Annotated in this window: 13 protein-coding genes and 1 pseudogene; 8 read left to right on the top strand and 6 right to left on the bottom strand. The window is 44.3% G+C overall.

Annotation, left to right across the window (positions count from 1 at the left end):
* Positions 1-107: 107 nt before the first annotated feature.
* The 4 genes from NXS07_RS15735 to fghA all read left to right on the top strand — a co-directional run bounded on the left by NXS07_RS15735 (position 108) and on the right by fghA (position 4,615).
* On the top strand, positions 108-1,784 hold the full coding sequence (locus NXS07_RS15735) for a beta-ketoacyl synthase (protein ID WP_258087116.1): 1,677 nt from the start codon (positions 108-110) through the stop codon (positions 1,782-1,784).
* A gap of 463 nt (positions 1,785-2,247) precedes the next feature.
* Positions 2,248-2,523: a formaldehyde-responsive transcriptional repressor FrmR gene (gene frmR, locus NXS07_RS15730; protein ID WP_038187301.1), complete on the top strand. Its 276-nt coding sequence runs from the start codon at positions 2,248-2,250 to the stop codon at positions 2,521-2,523.
* A 67-nt stretch (positions 2,524-2,590) separates the two neighbouring features.
* Positions 2,591-3,700 (top strand): S-(hydroxymethyl)glutathione dehydrogenase/class III alcohol dehydrogenase, encoded by a 1,110-nt coding sequence (locus NXS07_RS15725; RefSeq protein WP_038203632.1) that lies wholly within the window; start codon positions 2,591-2,593, stop codon positions 3,698-3,700.
* Between the two features lie 69 nt (positions 3,701-3,769).
* Entirely contained in the window at positions 3,770-4,615 is an 846-nt protein-coding gene (fghA, locus tag NXS07_RS15720; protein ID WP_258087117.1) for an S-formylglutathione hydrolase, read from the top strand.
* A gap of 64 nt (positions 4,616-4,679) precedes the next feature.
* Here fghA and NXS07_RS15715 read toward each other — a convergent pair whose 3' ends face one another.
* The 4 genes from NXS07_RS15715 to NXS07_RS15700 all read right to left on the bottom strand — a co-directional run bounded on the left by NXS07_RS15715 (position 4,680) and on the right by NXS07_RS15700 (position 9,782).
* A complete protein-coding gene (locus NXS07_RS15715) occupies positions 4,680-5,660 on the bottom strand; it encodes a 3-oxoacyl-[acyl-carrier-protein] synthase III C-terminal domain-containing protein (RefSeq protein WP_258087115.1) in 981 nt (326 codons plus the stop codon).
* Positions 5,661-5,776: 116 nt separating this feature from the next.
* Positions 5,777-6,808: a 3-oxoacyl-[acyl-carrier-protein] synthase III C-terminal domain-containing protein gene (locus NXS07_RS15710; protein ID WP_258087114.1), complete on the bottom strand. Its 1,032-nt coding sequence runs from the start codon at positions 6,806-6,808 to the stop codon at positions 5,777-5,779.
* Entirely contained in the window at positions 6,798-8,495 is a 1,698-nt protein-coding gene (locus tag NXS07_RS15705) for a thiamine pyrophosphate-binding protein (RefSeq protein WP_238125948.1), read from the bottom strand. Before NXS07_RS15705 ends, NXS07_RS15710 begins: the two co-directional genes overlap by 11 nt.
* Positions 8,496-9,251: 756 nt before the next feature.
* Positions 9,252-9,782, bottom strand: a complete 531-nt coding sequence (locus NXS07_RS15700) for a single-stranded DNA-binding protein (RefSeq protein ID WP_038193273.1) — start codon at positions 9,780-9,782, stop codon at positions 9,252-9,254.
* Between the two features lie 250 nt (positions 9,783-10,032).
* On the opposite strand from NXS07_RS15700, the gene uvrA reads away from it, so the two are divergent.
* The 4 genes from uvrA (at position 10,033) to ampC (ending at position 15,243) form a co-directional block, all read left to right on the top strand.
* The gene (gene uvrA, locus NXS07_RS15695; protein ID WP_258087113.1) at positions 10,033-12,864 is read left to right on the top strand and encodes an excinuclease ABC subunit UvrA; all 2,832 of its coding nucleotides are present in this window, start codon (positions 10,033-10,035) and stop codon (positions 12,862-12,864) included.
* 242 nt (positions 12,865-13,106) lie between these two features.
* The gene (locus NXS07_RS15690; RefSeq protein ID WP_172664691.1) at positions 13,107-13,265 is read left to right on the top strand and encodes a DUF5993 family protein; all 159 of its coding nucleotides are present in this window, start codon (positions 13,107-13,109) and stop codon (positions 13,263-13,265) included.
* A 12-nt stretch (positions 13,266-13,277) separates the two neighbouring features.
* Complete coding sequence (locus NXS07_RS15685) at positions 13,278-13,844, top strand: disulfide bond formation protein B (RefSeq protein WP_038187321.1); 567 nt, start codon at positions 13,278-13,280, stop codon at positions 13,842-13,844.
* A gap of 232 nt (positions 13,845-14,076) precedes the next feature.
* A complete protein-coding gene (gene ampC / locus NXS07_RS15680) occupies positions 14,077-15,243 on the top strand; it encodes a class C beta-lactamase (protein ID WP_258087112.1) in 1,167 nt (388 codons plus the stop codon).
* A gap of 283 nt (positions 15,244-15,526) precedes the next feature.
* Here the strand turns inward: ampC and NXS07_RS15675 are convergent, their stop codons facing one another.
* Both NXS07_RS15675 and NXS07_RS15670 read right to left on the bottom strand, forming a co-directional pair.
* Entirely contained in the window at positions 15,527-16,666 is a 1,140-nt protein-coding gene (locus tag NXS07_RS15675; protein WP_038222596.1) for an AAA family ATPase, read from the bottom strand.
* A pseudogene (locus NXS07_RS15670) lies at positions 16,663-17,109 on the bottom strand (RNA ligase family protein); the annotation flags it as partial. The pseudogene NXS07_RS15670 and the gene NXS07_RS15675, both read right to left, overlap by 4 nt.
* Between the last annotated feature and the right edge of the window lie 72 nt (positions 17,110-17,181).

Here is a 17,181-nt window from a genome sequence, read left to right as displayed (position 1 = left end):
TCATGGTTAATCAACTCTTATGATGGAATGGTGGGGCATTATTATTGCACGAAATTTCTCATGACGACACCATCTAGACTTCAAGAAAAATCTTTTCGGAGTTCGTAATGAGTAATTTACCCGTAATTGTTGGTTTGGGTGGTATCAATGCGGCCGGAAGAAGTTCTGGATTCCACAGCTATAAACGCATCGTGTCAGACAGTCTCAGCGACGAGATCATGCAAGATACATGGCTCGATTTATGTCATCGAATGGGCATTGTTAAAAATACAGCATCGGTTACAGGCGCCCATATCGAGAGTGCCAAAAACGGCACACTGATCAGAAAAATAACGCACTTCGACACGCAAAAAGTATCTTCTGTAACCAGTGCGGGTCAGTTGCCGGAAGGATTTGAAGTTGGTGATTTATATAATGCAAACCATCATCCGCGCGGTTTACGTCTGACAGTCTATGGAGCCTCGGATTTACTCAGTTCAATTGGCATTTCATGGCCAGATATCGCCAAATTGGTGGAACCCGATCAAATTTCTGTTTATGCCAGTAGCGCTCTGGGTCAGATAGACCGATTTTCATTGGCAGGCTTAATCGGCAACCCACAGAATGGCACACGCATTAGTTCCAAAATGCTAGCGCTTTCCCTTGCTGACATGCCGGCAAATTTTATTAATAGCTACATTATCAACAGCATCGGCAACACATCAGCTAATCTAGGTGCCTGTGCAAGCTTTCTGTATAACCTCAAACAAGGCGTCAATGATATCAAACAAGGTAAGGCAAAGATCAGTTTAGTCGGATGCTCTGAAGCAGCTATCGTCCCTGAAATTATCGAAGGGTTTCGAGTTATGGGCGCTCTCGCAGAAGACCATCAACTATGTAAACTGGATGGAACCGATATCGTTAACAACCGCCGTGCTACCCGACCATTTTCAACTAATGTTGGATTTACCATTGCCGAATCTGCGCAATTCGTATTACTCATGAGTGACGATCTTGCTTTACAGTGTGGCGCCAACATCCTTGGCGCTGTGCCTGATGTTTTCGTTAATGCGGATGCCAATAAAAAATCAATATCCTCACCCGGAATTGGTAACTACATTACCATGATGAAAGCAGCTTCCCTCGCTGACCATCTGCTGGATGGTAAATTGCAGTATTCTTACGTTCAGGCGCATGGTACTGGAACACCACAGAACAGAGTCACTGAAAGTCATATCATTAATGAAGTTGCCAAAGTTTTTGGACTCAATTGCTGGGATGTCACCGCCATAAAATCGTATGTAGGACATTCCATTGCCGCCTCTGCGGGCGATCAATTAGCCTGTACATTGGGGGTTTGGCAGTACGGATGGATCCCTGGTATTAAAACCATCGATCACATTGCCGAGGATGTACATGCAACAAATCTGAATATCTTGATGCAGAATAAGTTTGCAGGCGAGCACGGTGAGGAGATGCGTGCCACAATCATCAATACCAAAGGATTCGGTGGCAATAACGCCAGTGCAGTTATTTTATCTCCACAGCAAACCATGCAGATGCTGAACAAAAAACACGGTAGCTCCGCGGTCTACACATATCATCAGCGTAATCAAATTGTTAAACGTATAAGTGAAGATCAGGATCGAGCAATTTGTCGTGGTGAAGAATCGGTTGTTTACAATTTCGGCAACGCAGTGATGCAATCATCAGATATAAAACTTTCACGTCAGGAAGTGAAATTATCAGGATTTAAACACTCTATAAAGCTGCCGAATGCAGAGGAATTCAGCGCATTCTTGTGAGAAAGCCATAGGGAATAGCCAAGTACAGTGCAGTATTCAAGCGTTATTTTATGGCTTTACTGCCTGACATATAAAACTGCGCCTCAAATCATAATAAATTAACGATGCCCTGTGTATTTCAGGGCATGTCTTTAGTATTCATTGCAAATCAATCTAATCTTCTATGGAATTTTTAACCAATCCACTGTTTTAGCATGAGATAATCCATCAAATGCCATTTTTCATGTTTATCCATAAAGTCCCATATTTTGGACTTTGAGGGCATAAAACCCTAATAAAGTCCCAAATAAGTTGCTTTATTAGGAGACAGAAACTTTGTCTTATAAATAATGCAAATGAATTTCCAATCCTATAATGGAAGTAATTCCAATAGTGCGATCTAACTCCATCTATCACAACAAGCCATATACATCCCCCCAGCATCCAACTATACTCCCCCCCACTATCTAGGAGATGCTTGTTTATGCCCCACTCGCCAGAAGAGAAAAAACGTGTTCTCACTCGGGTCAGGAAAATCAAAGGCCAGATTGAAGCCCTAGAATCCGCCCTTCAACAACAGGCTGACTGCGGCCCTGTGTTACAGCAAATTGCCGCTATTCGTGGTGCCGTCAATGGACTAATGGCTGGTGTCCTTGAAAGCCATTTACGTGAAGAGCTGACAAATACCGAGCAAACACCAGAAGCACAGAAAGCCTCGATCGAAGATGCCGTTTCTCTGATCCGAACTTATCTTCGCTGATACCCCAATTAGCTTTATTAATCCATATCCGCGAACGTATAACACTGCCTATTCAAAAGGAGAGTTTATGAAATCACGAGCCGCTGTTGCATTCGGGCCGGGCCAGCCCCTTGAAATTGTTGAAATTGATGTAGCACCGCCTCAGGCCGGAGAAGTTCTGGTTAAAATCAGCCATACCGGTGTGTGTCATACAGATGCCTTCACCCTGTCAGGGGATGATCCGGAAGGCGTATTTCCCACCATACTCGGGCATGAAGGCGCAGGCGTAGTCGTTGAGGTGGGTGAAGGCGTCACCAGCGTCAAACCCGGTGATCATGTTATCCCTCTTTATACCGCAGAATGCGGAGAATGCCTGTTCTGCAAATCCGGAAAAACCAACCTGTGTGTCGCCGTACGGGCAACTCAAGGAAAAGGTGTCATGCCCGATGGCACAACCCGCTTTTCTTACAACGGGCAGCCTATTTATCACTATATGGGATGCTCAACATTCAGCGAATACACCGTTGTCGCCGAAGTATCACTGGCAAAAATCAATCCAGAAGCCAACCACGAAGAAGTGTGTCTGCTGGGTTGCGGTGTCACTACCGGCATTGGCGCTGTGCACAATACCGCGAAAGTGCAATCCGGTGATTCAGTTGCTGTTTTTGGACTCGGCGGTATTGGCCTCGCCGTGATCCAAGGCGCTCGTCAGGCAAAAGCGGGCAGAATATTTGCCATCGATACCAATTCAGCAAAATTTGAACTGGCTAAACAGTTCGGTGCAACCGACTGCCTGAACCCGAATGATTACGACAAGCCTATTCAGCAGGTCATTATCGAGATGACAGAATGGGGAGTGGATCATACCTTCGAGTGTATTGGTAACGTCAATGTCATGCGTGCCGCGCTCGAAAGTGCTCACCGGGGCTGGGGGCAATCAGTGATTATTGGTGTAGCCGGTGCCGGACAGGAAATTTCCACCCGACCATTCCAACTGGTCACCGGCCGTTCATGGCGCGGTACGGCCTTTGGCGGAGTGAAAGGCCGCAGTCAGTTGCCTAAAATGGTGGAAGAGGCGATGAAAGGTGAAATTGAGTTAAAACCTTTTGTGACCCACACCTTGCCGCTCGAACGCATCAATGAAGCCTTCGATCTGATGCATGAGGGAAAATCCATACGCACCGTCATTCATTACTAAGCCGTGTTGCAGAAGTTAAAAACCGGGCTGTGAAAGGAGTGAACCTGTATGTTTTACAGAGAGGAAAAAATGGAGAGGATTGAACGCCGCGCTTGTTTTGGGGGATGGCAGGATGTTTATCAGCACGATTCAGCCGTGCTTGGCTGTACCATGAATTTTGCTGTCTATCTTCCTCCTCAAGCTGAACATCAGAAATTACCGGTGCTGTACTGGCTCTCAGGCCTAACATGCAATGAACAAAATTTCATCACTAAAGCGGGCGCTCAACGCTATGCTGCCGAACAGGGTATTATCTTTGTCGCTCCAGATACCAGCCCTCGTGGTGAGAACGTTGCGGATAATGATGCTTATGATTTGGGTCAGGGCGCTGGTTTTTACCTCAATGCAACACAAGAGCCTTGGGTGCCGCACTATCGCATGTACGAGTATGTGGTATCAGAGTTACCGGCCTTGATCGAAACACATTTTCCAGTAACAGAGAATCGCGCTATTAGCGGCCACTCTATGGGGGGTCATGGCGCACTGACAATCGCGCTACGCAATCCGGATCGTTATCACAGTGTATCGGCATTCTCGCCCATTGTTGCCCCCTCTCAAGTTCCTTGGGGAGAAAAAGCTTTTCGTGCTTATCTGGGTGATGATCGTGACACATGGAAAGCCTATGATACCATCGAGCTGATTGCTAATAGCGCTAAGCCCTTACATTTGTTGATTGATATCGGTATTGATGATCCGTTTCTTGCAGAACAGTTACGCCCTGAATTGCTGAAAGAAGTATGCGAAAAGGCCGGGCAGCCTTATACACTGAATCTGCGCACGGGTTATGATCATAGCTACTACTTTGTCGCCAGTTTTATCGGTGAGCATATCGCATATCATGCTGAGGTATTGAAGGGCTGTTGTGCTGATAATTGATGGATTACTGCAAGTTAAGACAAAACGCCTCGCAATTTAGCGGGGCGTTAGCTAATAACATCATTTAATATTGCATTAATACAGCGATACTTTGCCAACCAGCACCAATCGTCCAGAAAATCAGGAAATCACCACGGACAATTTTTTTTCTTTCCAACGTTTCATAAAGTGCAACAAATGGACTATTGGTCGCAGTGTAACCATACTCATCACCAATAAATAATGCCTTATCCTGATCCACACCAAGTTCTTCACAGAGTCGTCGAATGTTACTTACAGAAAATTGTGAAAACATAAATCCCTTAATATCAGCAGGAACTAAATTATGTCGTGAAAGTAACAATTGGATAGATTCGGATGCGGCGGTAATACAAATATCATCATCAAAGGGGGTGAATTTGACTTGTGCGGAAACATCATGCCGGTGAATATTTGATAATCCACATGCAGGGAAAAGTGAATTATCGATTACTGAGGTTTGTATACGAAATTCTGAGTCTATAAAACCATTGCCCTGTTCAGTTTTATGAAGAATTACCGCTACAGCAGACTCTGAAAAACATGAGTGATAGACGGGTGCATTACTGCTGTGAGCCCCAAGATAATCGCTGCCTACAACCAATGCAAGCTGGCATGACGGATTTGCCATCATCGCCCTGGAAACCACTTCTACCGCAACTAATAACCCCGCACAATTGGCATTCATGTCAAATGCCAGAGTCCTTTCTCCGCCTCCAATAGCATGATGTATTTTGAGCGCCGTTGAAGGAATGAGATATTCTGGCGTTTGTGAAGCAAACACGATGAAGTCTAGATCCTTAGCCTGACATCCCAGCCGCTGAATAGCATCATTAGATGCCGCAACTGACATCGTGAGTGTTGTATCAGATGAATCACGGATCAGGTAACGATTTTTATGGCCAAGCGCATTCAGCAAACCACTCATATCAATGCCTTGGGCGGCATAGTGTTCTATAAACCAATTATTATCAACCGAAGTTGGAGGATGCCAAATTCCTAACGATGCAATCGCCACTCTTGTCATCATTGCTCCTATTTATAATCGTAGTCATTGGAAATACCTGATTTATACTGAATAGCTTCATCGGCAGGGATTAAGTTATAAGAAACCTTAGGTATGATCAGTTTGGCCTGAAGCGATTAAATATTTTGAGTTACACTACTAGGTAACATTGGATTACTTAGCTGTGTCTTATGATCATAACAATATACATTGCAAGAAATGTGCTGCCATCGAAATAGAACAGCAGTCGCAGTGGTCGAAGGCCCCATTCCCATAACAATTACCCAGTCAGAGTCAGTCAAATTTTTATTATCCTGCATTTCCATAAAACCGAAAAAGCTCTGCGCTGGCCCCAAGCTTCCATATTTGTGAAAAATAGAGATAATTTTATCTTTCCCTACGCCCAACGCTTCTGCAGCTGCACTGGCAACCCAATCGCTCGGGTCATAGACGTAAAAAGCGCTGACCTCATTTAGACTAATTCCGTTTGATTGACACACTTTATTGCAGCACTGGTAAATCGTCTCCTTCATATTATTAAATATATATTCACCCCCCTTCGGTTTATAGTAGACATAACGTTCAGGTACTTCATTAAATTGCAATACATCGTAATGTGCAGTACTCAAAGTATGGCAACCAGCCACTGTCATACCTTGTTTTCGGCTAAGTACTAAGCATGCAGCACCATCGCTTAACAAAGTTCTCGCGGGATCGCTCATTGAGAACCAATGCGAATAATTACACCCAGCAATAACAGCAATGTTATGAAATTCAGAGTTAGCAAACATAGCAGTGGCGATTTCCAGTCCAGTTGCACCACCACTTGTTCCGACATTGATTGACACCACCGGGCAAGATAGCTTTAGTTCTCTGGCCAGTCGTCCGGCCTCATCGCCCAAAATGTTATCAGACCATACCTGGCTAAGAATCAGATAATCAATATCTGAAATATCCATCTGTACCTGTTTTACTGCTGCTAACAAACTTACTTTCATTAATTCAATTAAATCTTTTTTATGCTCTAAACGCCATAAAGTACGTGATCGAGATAACTGCTGTTCACCGGGTGCGCTGAATTCATTACGTATATTATCCTCTGGGTGAATAATAATTTTTTCCGGTGGCAGGATACCTGCCGCCGAAATAATTGAGACGTTATTTCGCATCCAACTCCTCCTTTAATTTCCTGAAAGTTTCAACTCTATCACCGAGAGGAGGGATCTCATATTTATCAATAAATGCATTAATTACGGCAGGTTTCTTTTCTTCAATTGCATGAATAAGGGCTTCACGTAATTCTTTTTTATTCCTTACGTTATAACCTGTCGCTCCAATAGACTGTCCAAATAAAGCGAAGTCAACTTGAGGTATACTGCAGTCAAGTGGCGGATAACCCAATAGCTCCTGCCCCTGCCTACACATATTGTAACCGGCATCATTCATCACAAGCCAGATAGCAGGTAATCCGAATCTGACTGCCGTGCTTACTTCATTCGACATCAGGATTGAGCCGTCACCTATGATACCGATTGCACAGCGTTCTTTTGATGCAGCAAGCCCTACCAACCCGCAAGCATAGTGCCCCATAGCACCATAGGCTGTACTTATACGATATCTCAATGGATTCGAAAACTTCAGGTAGCGATTAGTCCAGACAAAGGAATTTCCCGCTTCTGAAGCAACATAACAATCGAACATATCGATAGCTATTTCCTGAACCACACTCATCACATCAAGCGGATGGATCACATCTTTTGCGGCATCTGAATAGCATTTATGACTGTCATGCGGCGCTGAGATGGCCTTAATATGACTGGGAGGTATTACTTTCTCAGCCATGCAGGCATCAATAGAAGTGAGAAATGTTTCAATATCGCTGTCAATGAGAACAGTATGCGGGGGCAGATTCCCTTTAATTTCCTGTGCATTTAGACCTATATAATAAACTTTAACCTTCTCAAGGTTATTTTGGGCATAGGATGAACTCAGCTCACCCAATCTGCTTCCCATGATGATAACAGCTGACAATAACGGACAATGTAATGTTTTATAAATACTTTCTGTATCCGATCCTAAACCGCTGGTTCCGGCATAAAGGCTATGTTTTTCATTAAAGATCCCTTTCCCCCGCGGAGTAGATATGACCCGTGAATTTGTTTTTACAGCAATCTGTGTCAACAACGCAGAAGCATGCCGAGCACCAAATCCTGCCCAAAAAACAGCATTTTCATTGACGAGCAAATCGGCTATTTCCTGTGAATGGCGTTTCGCATTTTCGTCTAAATCGTCATGAGATAAGGAAAGCACCTCATCATTTTCATAATTGATGATTTCTTGCTGCACTTTTGCTGTCAAAAATATACCAACCACGTAACCGTCTTTCTTATTTAACCCTTTCCTTAATTTTTTCTCGACGTCAAAGTAATCATCCTTTTGGTTTATGATAATGATTTCATCAAAATAACCGTGTCCATCCGGGAGACACAGTCCATCTATATCTTGTACTGTAGTCTCCTGCAAGTTCCACTTCCCTGAAGGGGTAACAGACGTGATTGATGAGATGAAAATGACCTTTGCACCATCTAACTTTGCTGCTCTTAACCCAGTTAATGCATTACTTATTCCCGGCCCCGCTGTGGCAAAAGCTACGGCTGGAACCTGCTGACACAAACTGAATTCAGATGCAGAAAAAGCGCCTCCCGACTCATGCCTACAGTGAAATATTTTTATTTTTTCTGATTCCGTTAATGCCTGCCATATAGGTGCAATAAACCCCCCGGAAACCCCAAATGCCGCTTTAACCTCACAATCCTCAAGCAATTTAACTAAAGTTTTCGCAATATTAACTGACATGCTATATTTCGTCCTTTTTTAAGAATAAAGCGTATTAGCTATCCCAATAAAAAATAAATTCATGATACTAATCGCTATGATTAATGTTCACTCATAGCATGCAATGAAAATCTAAGTATGCACACTAAGACAATCCCACTATTTAAATTCATAATGAGATAGTTACATAATTATCATAATAAAAAATTTTAATATATAATTAAAAAACAATCCATCCAGATATAATTTTCATGATAATCACTCATATATTATTTATTAGTCATATTACATTTAACTCAGACAAATACAAAATTATCAGTATATTTATTTTTAAGAATAATTTAAGGTATTTTGTAAAGCATAAACTATTATCTAAATCGGCATCTTCTATTGTAGTCATTATTAGATCATGATACGCAGATAGGCCACACCTTATAACTTACCTATTGCAAATATTTATTTTTTTCTCCTGAACCCATGGAATCCGTTGACAATCAATACCTATATTTTGATCACCACGATTTACTCATGAATTTAAGAAAGAAGCAGCTCGACAGATCAACGAATGAGCTTAATCACTGAGCGATCTATCACTCGGGTTCTCACCGAGGGCAATAATTTATTATGGGAAGTTTCAGTCACCATCCACATGACACCATCTTTACGCCGGAGGGGGTATTCAGTTAAGAATAAAAAAACCCAGCATATTTGCTGGGTTATGAATTAATTCAACCATTAAAAACGCTTATTTTTACACTTTTAATTTATACATATCCGTCAAAAAGGAATATCATCATCAAAGTCCATTGGCGGCTCGTTGCTCTGTGGAGCTGGAGACTGTGCCGGACGAGATGGAGATGGAGATGGTTGACCACCACCACTGAATTGCTGAGAAGCCTGTGGCTGCTGAGGCTGCCCCCAATTACCGCCTTGCGCTGGAGCATCTTGTGACGCGCCGCCGCGACCGCCCAGCATCTGCATTGAGCCACCAATATTTACCACAACTTCAGTAGTGTAACGTTCTTGACCGCCCTGATCCTGCCATTTGCGAGTCTGCAAAGAGCCTTCGATATAAACCTGAGAGCCTTTGCGCAGATATTCACCAGCGACCTCTGCCAGTTTGCCGAAGATCACCACGCGGTGCCACTCGGTTTTCTCTCTCATCTCACCGGTTTGCTTGTCACGCCAGCTCTCAGACGTTGCTAGAGTAATGTTGGCGACTGCACCGCCATTCGGCATATAGCGAACTTCCGGGTCCTGCCCCAAATTACCCACTAAAATAACTTTGTTTACGCCTCTGCTGGCCATTGGGAATACTCCTGATGAAATGAATTTTGCTAAAAATGGATTTCTCTAATTATAAGCAAAGTAGTTTACCATGCGAGGACTAAGTTTAAACATAGACCCGTTATATTATACTTTGCGAAGTTTATCGTACTTTACACTGTAATGGTTGCAGCATGTATATCCATCTAATACTGTATATCCATTCAGCAATATTTGTGCAATAATAACGCGTTTATTTGTTACACACTATCAATTATCTGGGAAGTCGTACATGGATAACATCGAAGTTCGGGGCGCCCGCACCCATAATCTCAAGAATATCAATCTGATAATTCCCCGTGACAAACTGATAGTCATTACAGGGCTATCTGGCTCCGGTAAGTCGTCCCTGGCTTTCGATACATTATATGCAGAAGGTCAACGTCGTTATGTGGAATCACTCTCTGCCTATGCCCGCCAGTTTTTGTCTCTAATGGAAAAACCGGATGTTGATCATATCGAAGGCCTCTCTCCCGCTATTTCCATTGAACAGAAATCGACTTCCCATAACCCGCGTTCAACTGTCGGGACGATTACCGAAATTCACGATTATCTCCGCCTGCTGTTTGCACGCGTGGGTGAACCCCGTTGCCCCGATCATGATATTCCGCTGGCTGCCCAAACTATCAGCCAAATGGTAGATAATGTGCTGGTATTACCGGAAGGCCAGCGTCTGATGCTGCTGGCTCCTGTCGTCAAAGAACGCAAAGGGGAGCACACCAAGCTGCTGGATAACCTCGCCGCACAAGGTTACATCCGCGCCCGTATTGATGGAGAAGTGTGTGACCTGTCTGACCCACCAAAACTTGAATTACAAAAAAAACACACTATTGAAGTGGTCGTCGATCGTTTCAAAGTCCGTGCCGATCTGGCTCAACGACTGGCGGAATCATTCGAAACCGCGTTAGAACTTTCCGGCGGAACGGCTGTTATTGCCAATATGGATGACGAGCAGGCTGAGGAGTTAATCTTCTCCGCTAATTTTGCCTGTTCCATCTGTGGTTACAGTATGAGCGAACTGGAGCCGCGCCTGTTTTCCTTCAACAATCCCGCGGGCGCCTGCCCTACTTGTGACGGTTTGGGCGTTCAGCAATTTTTCGATCCTGAGCGAGTTATCCAGAATGGCGATATTTCTCTCGCGGGTGGTGCGATCCGAGGTTGGGATCGCCGTAATTTCTATTACTTCCAGATACTTAAGTCATTGTCAGACCACTATAAATTTGATATCGAAGTTCCATTCAATGACTTAGACCCAGCCATCAGAAAAACAGTTTTATACGGTTCAGACAAAGAATCCATCGAGTTCAAATACACCAATGATCGGGGCGATACCACGGTTCGCCATCATCCGTTTGAAGGTGTATTGCATAATATGGAGCGCCGCTATAAAGAGACAGAATCCACCGCAGTGCGGGAAGAACTGGCAAAATATATCAGTAACCGTTCCTGCATCTCCTGTGACGGAACCCGGCTGCGCAAAGAAGCGCGTTATGTCTTTATCGAAAGCACCACACTGCCGCAAATCTCCGAGTTCAGTATCGGTCATGCGATGGCGTTTTTCCAAAATATCAAACTGAGTGGGCAGCGCGCCCAAATTGCTGAAAAAATCCTGAAAGAGATCCGAGACCGCCTGAAATTTCTGGTGAATGTCGGCTTGAATTATCTAACCCTTTCCCGGTCAGCGGAAACCCTTTCCGGCGGTGAAGCACAGCGTATCCGGCTGGCCAGCCAGATTGGAGCGGGTCTAGTTGGCGTCATGTATGTACTGGATGAGCCATCTATTGGCCTGCATCAACGTGATAATGAACGTTTGTTAGAAACCTTGCTGCATCTGCGCAATTTGGGGAATACCGTCATCGTGGTTGAACATGATGAAGATGCCATTCGTGCGGCTGATCATGTTATTGATATCGGGCCGGGAGCCGGTGTGCATGGCGGCAGAATTGTTGCTGAAGGGACTATTGAAGATATCATGACTAACAAGGAGTCTCTCACTGGGAAATTCCTGAGCGGTAAATGTAAAATTGCGATCCCTGAGCAGCGTGTTCCTGCCAATCCCGACAAAATACTGGAATTAATTGGCGCCAAGGGCAATAACCTGAAAAAAGTGACATTAAAACTGCCTGTCGGCTTGTTCACTTGTGTTACAGGTGTTTCAGGTTCCGGAAAATCGACTCTGATCAACGATACACTATTCCCAATCGCGCAACGTCAGTTAAATGGAGCGACCAATATTAATCCAGCGCCTTACCTTGATGTTCAAGGGCTGGAGCATTTTGATAAGGTTATCGATATCGACCAAAGTCCGATCGGTAGAACGCCCCGCTCCAACCCTGCCACTTATACTGGTGTGTTTACGCCAGTGAGGGAGTTATTTTCTGGCGTGCCTGAATCCCGCGCCCGTGGCTATACGCCGGGACGTTTCAGTTTCAACGTCAAGGGTGGGCGCTGTGAAGCGTGTCAGGGTGATGGCGTGATTAAGGTTGAAATGCACTTCCTGCCCGATGTTTATGTGCCTTGCGATCACTGTAAGAGTAAGCGCTATAACCGCGAAACCTTGGAAATCAAATATAAGGGCAAAAATATCAATGAAGTGCTGAATATGACCATTGAAGAAGCCCGTGAGTTTTTTGATGCGGTTCCTGCTCTCGCCCGAAAACTGCAAACCTTGATGGATGTCGGTCTTTCCTATATTCGTCTGGGGCAATCGGCTACCACGCTCTCAGGTGGAGAAGCCCAACGGGTCAAGCTGTCACGCGAATTATCCAAACGTGGTACAGGCCAGACGCTGTATATTCTTGATGAACCAACAACTGGCTTGCATTTCGCCGATATTCAGCAATTGCTGTCTGTCCTGCATCAATTACGGGATCAGGGAAATACTATCGTGGTGATTGAGCATAATCTGGATGTTATCAAAACCGCTGACTGGATTGTCGATCTTGGCCCTGAAGGTGGCAACGGTGGCGGTGAAATATTAGTGTCAGGAACACCAGAAGAAGTGGCTCAATGTGAAGAATCCCATACGGCACGGTTTCTGAAACCGATACTTGAGCGTCAATAATATTCTTTAACATCTCACATAAACAAATATTCTCCCCACTCTGTGGGGAGTTATGCCCATTTGTTGACCAATTTTATTTTTCCCCATGCAATAAAGGGCATTTCCTACAATCATTTCTAATGAAATAAATTTTGCTTAATCAATGATCTTTTATTGAACTAATATTATTACTGATCACATTATCGGTGCATTAATGCCATAATGATATAACATATGCTTTAAAGTGATAATGGAGATTCAACATGTATATGTTTTTACCTTTCTTAATTGCGTTAGTTATCATTGCCACGGTTATTATCGGCAAGAAAAAACTGACTTACATTCTTTGGTTTGCATTATTAATCATCACGGTATTTTGGTTTAAATATCATGCGACTGATGCATTGAACCTTTCTTTCTAACCGGAGACCATAATGAATAATACAATGTCAGCATCCCGCAGTCTTAATCCTGCAATGGTCTTGAATATCCTGGGTCTATTCGGCATCAGTGTCGTTTTGATAATCGCGTTCTATTATCAATTGGCACGTTTTGAACTTCCCTGCCCATTATGTCTGTTGCAACGTGCAGGTATCATCATGATTGGCTTAGGTTTTCTATTCAATATTTATTTCGGTATTAAAAATGCTCACTACAGTCTATCTTTGCTTGGCTGTCTCGTGACCGGTTTTATCGCTATGCGTCAAGTCTCTCTACATATCCTGCCGGGAGATACAGGATATGGCTCCACCTTCTTAGGCTTACATTTTTATACTTGGGCCGCAGTCTTATCTATTCTTACCATTATTGCCATCGCTGTCATTATGCCTCTGAAAGCAGGCAACACCGATTCATCAAGGTACACACCGCCCACATTAGGCAAAATAGCCATGGGGCTGTTTGCGTTTTTGATCGCAGCCAATCTGGTTTCTACTGTGCTGGAGTGTGGTAGCGGGCAGTGTGATGATAACCCAACATTTTATCAGCTACTGAAAAAGTAACCCTTTTTCATTGGAATAGCTAAGACAGGAAGGCTGATATATTCTACAGCCTTCTCTCTACAGAAATATTCAGCGACTATTTATTTAACGTCAGCTCTGCTTAAGAACCGCTATTTAAAAATCACGTAAATTCAGACTCGGCTTTTTACCAAAATCCGCTGTAAACCCTCGATAGGGCGGGGAGCAGTCACAGAGTAACAGTCGGATATATCAACCTATGGAAGATTTCCCAATGATGAAAAAATTTGTAATCAATACTTTGGTTTTTGCCACAATCGGAACCTCTTCGTTTTATGCCTCAGCACAAAAAACACTGACGGCGCAACAGGTCGCAGAGATTGTCAATAATACGCTTACACCGCTGCTCGAAAAACAGGATATTCCCGGTATGGCTGTCGCTGTGATTTATGACGGAAAGCCGCAATTTTTTAACTATGGCGTGGCGGATATAAAAACTCGACGCCCGATAACGGAAAATACCCTGTTTGAACTGGGCTCGGTCAGCAAGACCTTTACCGGGATCGCCGGGGGATATGCCATGCAAACCGATACCCTAAACCTTAATGATCCGGTGACGGCGTACAGTTCTGAGCTAACGGGCAGTCAGTGGCGGGGGGTTAAAATGTTGCATCTGGCGACGTACACTGCGGGGGGGCTTCCTCTTCAGCTCCCAGATTCGGTCACGGACCAGAAGTCATTGTGGCAGTACTACCAACAATGGCAGCCACTGTGGGCACCCGGGATGATGCGTAATTACTCCAATGCCAGCATTGGCTTATTCGGTGCGCTGACGGCGAATAAAAGCCAGTTGACATTTGAAACCTATATGACGAAGTATGTTTTCCTGCCTTTAAAACTGACGCATACTTTTATAACCGTCCCGGAATCGATGCAGTCAGATTACGCGTGGGGATATAAGAATGGCCAGCCGGTGCGCGTCACACCGGGCATGTTGAGTTCAGAAGCCTACGGGGTAAAATCTACCACGCAAGATATGGTGAAATATATGCAGGCCAATATGGCTCCGGACAGCTTGCCTGCCGATAACGATAAATTAAAGAAGGCCATCCTCGCGGCCCAGTCTCGTTATTACCGAGCGGGAAACATGTTTCAGGGGCTGGGATGGGAAATGCATAACTGGCCTATCAATCCGCAGAGGGTGATTGCCGACAGCGGCAATGACATCGCCTTGCAGCCGCTTAAGGTTGAGGAACTGATACCGCCACGCTCTGCCGTACCGGCATCCTGGGTGCATAAGACCGGCGGTACCGACGGCTTTGGGGCTTATATTGCTTTCATCCCGGAGGAGAAGATTGGCATTGTGATGTTGGCTAACAAGAACTATCCAAATCCTGTCCGCGTGGAAGCTGCATATCATATTCTTAAGGCATTGCGTTGAGAGTGATGCTGTGCCGGATAAGTGCGGTCTGGTAACAGGCTGCGCTTATCCGACTGTAGAAGACCCCCTCCTGTCTCCGCTAAGTTGGGAGCATATCAATTTGACCGGGGTTTATGTGTGGCGTAGTCGTGCTAGGATTAGGGCTGGAAAATTCAGGCCACTGCGTCAACTAAAACTGGCTTAGCGAATGAAAGGGAAACGTAATCATTGCCTGAGGGCCTCCACGATTTTGTTTTCTTTGACAAAAACTTTGATCGTGCCTCAGGCACTTTAGTTCCTTTCCTTAAGCAGAGCTCACGTTATTTAGCATGACAGAATCGATGAAATAACAGACTTCATGTGCCTCTTCAGGCGTTGGAACTTCCAGCTTACAAAGCATCCTATCCATGACTTTATCTGGCACAATATATTGACGATTGCTGTTCTGTTGCCGCCAACGCTTATAATCTTGTTCAATGTAAACAATTCGGACTCTAGCGTTGTAGCTGATAAACAACTTGATCAACTGCTGACGTATTTGTCCTGTAAGGTTAGTGGCATTCCAAATAAAACTCTGCTGACTGCGTAACTTTTCTCTGGCCTGCTGTTTTACCTGCTGCACAACCCAGCCATTAGCGTCTTTATCTTCAGGACTTATCTGATTCTCCCGACGAATAGCATCCAAGCTGATTACAGGCATACCTGCATAATACTGCTGGATAAAATGATCTTTTCCCATACCTGGCAATCCACACAACAAAATCACCTGACTGCCATAGTCATCGTAAGGTTGATAATCCGGTTGTTTGCTCTCTGTAGAAAAATAATGGAAACGGGCTTCTCCTGAAGGAAATGACCGGGGATTACGCCAGCAATTCTGCTCACGACAATAAAGTTCAAACAGTTCGATACGCTCTAGTAACTCTTGCGCATCATGACATGTTCGCCCCAGAACATCCGCTTTTGCCAATAAAACCAGCAAGTGGGTGTCGACACGCAATGAAGCCGCCAATAGCGCCTTTTGGGGATCAGGTCTTTCCATCAACCACAATGGCAACCCATGAAAGCGCACAAGGGCTGCGATCTGTTCCCGAATTTCAAACGGTGTGGGAATTTGCTGAAACAGAATCTGTCTGGCAGTCATTTCACCTTTGCGGGCATGGCCAGGGGAAACAATCCGACCATCCCAGTCAACCCGCGTTGTGCTGCGCTTTTCCACATCATGCAATAGCGCCGCCGTCCAGAGAATTTCCTGCTCTTCTGGCGTCAACTTTTGATATTCCGGCAATTGCACCAATGCCGCCAAAACCATTTGAGTATGAATAGCAAGATCCCCTTCGGCATGATGAATGGGATCTTGCTGAACTCCGTGCATATCAGCAATAAAAGAGTATGTTGCTGATAAATTATCCCACGATTTATTTTTACTGAATACCCAACTCATTTTGTATCTCCTCCTGAGTGGTATTCAAAATAGAGAGGCGCTCTTTGCCAGTGACGTTTCCAGTGAATATCGGTTTTGACATGATTTTTCCGCACGTATTTAAAAACGTGATGTGGAAAATCAATCACCGAATATGCCTCTGCATCACGGCTGACAACGCCCTCCATTGAACAGGATTGTTTGGTCTTTGTATCCCATGAAGAAAAACAGCTTTGCTGCTTTGCTGTTTCAATAATGTTTTTCATAAATACAGATTCACTCCGTGTTTCAGGAATGATAATTTCAGGTACGGTCGGAAAATCGAATAACGCGGCATAAAATTTGACTTCTTCCCAGCCTAACCACACCTCTTTAATCCGCACCGCAAATACAAAGAAATACTCTTCAAGCTGACGATATTCAATAGAGTGAATGGCATACAGGTTTTCGCCAAAAATCTCTATACGCAATTAACTTGAAGATGCAGGAATTAAAGTCTGGAAATTATCTGTCAACCGGGTGGTGAGTTCTTTCGC

The organism is Xenorhabdus bovienii (genome assembly GCF_024721015.1).
GTDB classification, from domain to species: Bacteria; Pseudomonadota; Gammaproteobacteria; order Enterobacterales; family Enterobacteriaceae; genus Xenorhabdus; species Xenorhabdus bovienii.
Note: the sequence above shows the minus strand (reverse complement) of the source record. Positions and strands in the feature narration are given on the sequence as shown.